At 46.2% G+C, this 1,822-nt stretch carries 2 protein-coding genes; both read left to right on the plus strand.

What is annotated here, in order from left to right; genetic code table 11:
• The coding region (locus WEIDD23_RS14280; RefSeq protein WP_242865377.1) for a phosphomevalonate kinase at positions 1 to 696 on the plus strand (696 nt) is incomplete at its 5' end.
• Between the two features lie 11 nt (positions 697 to 707).
• Positions 708 to 1,745 carry a type 2 isopentenyl-diphosphate Delta-isomerase gene (fni, locus tag WEIDD23_RS01740; RefSeq protein ID WP_010374304.1) on the plus strand — a complete coding sequence of 346 codons (1,038 nt, stop codon included), beginning with the start codon at positions 708 to 710 and terminating at the stop codon, positions 1,743 to 1,745.
• Positions 1,746 to 1,822: the final 77 nt, after the last annotated feature.

A 1,822-nucleotide genomic window follows, 5' to 3' on the forward strand; every position in this document is an offset into this window, starting at 1 on the left:
GCTTTAATCAAGGCTTACGTTGCGCTTAGCGAATTACCAATGTCCTCAATACAACAATATAAGCTAGGAGCATTAGCTACCTTAACGACCCCTAATTTTAAGGCGGGGTCTATGGGGGATTTGGCTGCTGCGACATTTGGCGGCATTATTCGCTATCAAAAATTCGCATCACCTGTTATATTCAATTGGCTTGACCAACATCGCTATGTTTCTGAAATGTTGGCAGCAACCTGGCCGGATTTGGTAATCGAACCGTTAGCGTTGCCAGCCGATTGGTCACTCTTGGTCGGTTGGACTGGATCGCCTGCGGATACACAAGCGCTACTCGAAAGTGGTGACCTAACTGATCGAGATGCTGCGAAACAACTCTTAGCACAGAACACTGCCCCTTTAGTTGGTATGATCGAAACAGGATTGCGCCAAGCCGATTTTGATAAAGTTCGTGCGGCCATGCAATTGAGCCAGGAACAATTATTTGCCTATGCCAGTCGCGTTGGACTCGCTTATGTCACACCGGCACTCCTATCACTCCTATCAATCGCCACAGAAGCTGGTGTAGGTGCTAAAATATCAGGAGCTGGCGGTGGTGATAATGGCATCGCCCTGACAAATGATGCGACAGTTGCAACCGCAATTAGAGATGCTTGGCAACGTGCTGGAATTACGCCGTTACCTTTAGCAATTGCATTTAATTAGGAGAAAGTATTATGGAATCTGCACACGCACATCGTAAAGATGAACACTTGTCATTGGCAGAAGCCGAATTTCGGCGCCATGCGCCAGTGTCATCTTTACATCAGGTTCGAATTATTCACCAAGGGTTACCTGAAACGAGGGTCGCTAATGTTGACTTAACGGTTGATGACCCAATTTTCAACTTTAAGACCCCTTTTTATATCGAAGCGATGACCGGTGGTAGCCAAAAAACCGGTAAGATTAATGCGCAGTTAGCAACTGCTGCAAAAGAGACTGGCTTGGCGATGGCTGTTGGTTCACAAAGTGTGGCCTTAAAGGATGAAAATGCGATTGACACATTTAAAGTCGTTCGAGAAATCAACCCCGATGGCTTTATTATGGCCAACATCGGTGCCGGTCATACCGCGGCTCATGCCCAAGAAGTCGTTGATATGATTGGCGCAAATGCCTTAGAAGTTCACATTAATGTCGCCCAAGAAGTGGTCATGCCTGAGGGTGATCGTGACTATGTTTGGCAAGATGAATTAGCCAATATTATTCAGACGGTTTCCGTGCCAGTGATTATCAAAGAAGTCGGCTTCGGCATGGCTAAGGAAACCATTGGCCAATTACGTGATTTAGGCGCCCAATATATCAATCTGGGTGGCCGTTCAGGGACAAACTTCGCCGTTATCGAAGATCGTCGTAATCGGGCGATGACTGCTGAGCACGGCTATTTGTATGACTGGGGTCAAACAACTGCCGAAAGTTTGTTAGAAGCGCAACTAGTCGCAGATGCACCAACACTCCTCGCCACTGGCGGTATTCAAGACCCCCTCGACGTTTTGAAAGCTCAAATTTTGGGTGCAAAAGCGGTCGGTGTCGCAGGACATTTCCTACACACGGTCTTGAACGAGGGAACTGATGGTGTCATCACTGAAATTCAGCGTTGGCAAAACCATCTCGCAAAGCTTTACGCGATGGTCGGTGCTGAACGGCAAGCTGATTTACAACACGTACAAACAGTCCTATCACCCGAATTGAAAAACTATATCGATCAACGTCGGTAAACAAAGTCTTTAATCTCAAAGCAATCAATTGGTATTGTTTTGGGATTTTTTTATTTGATTAGTCTTAAATTTCAGTG

The sequence above is a fragment of the Weissella sp. DD23 genome, assembly GCF_001579105.1.
Lineage (GTDB): Bacteria > Bacillota > Bacilli > Lactobacillales > Lactobacillaceae > Weissella > Weissella cibaria.

Bases quoted from the DNA above. Each gene is read 5' to 3' on its own strand.
- fni (WP_010374304.1), top strand. From the start codon at position 708: ATGGAATCTGCACACGCACATCGTAAAGATGAACACTTGTCATTGGCA.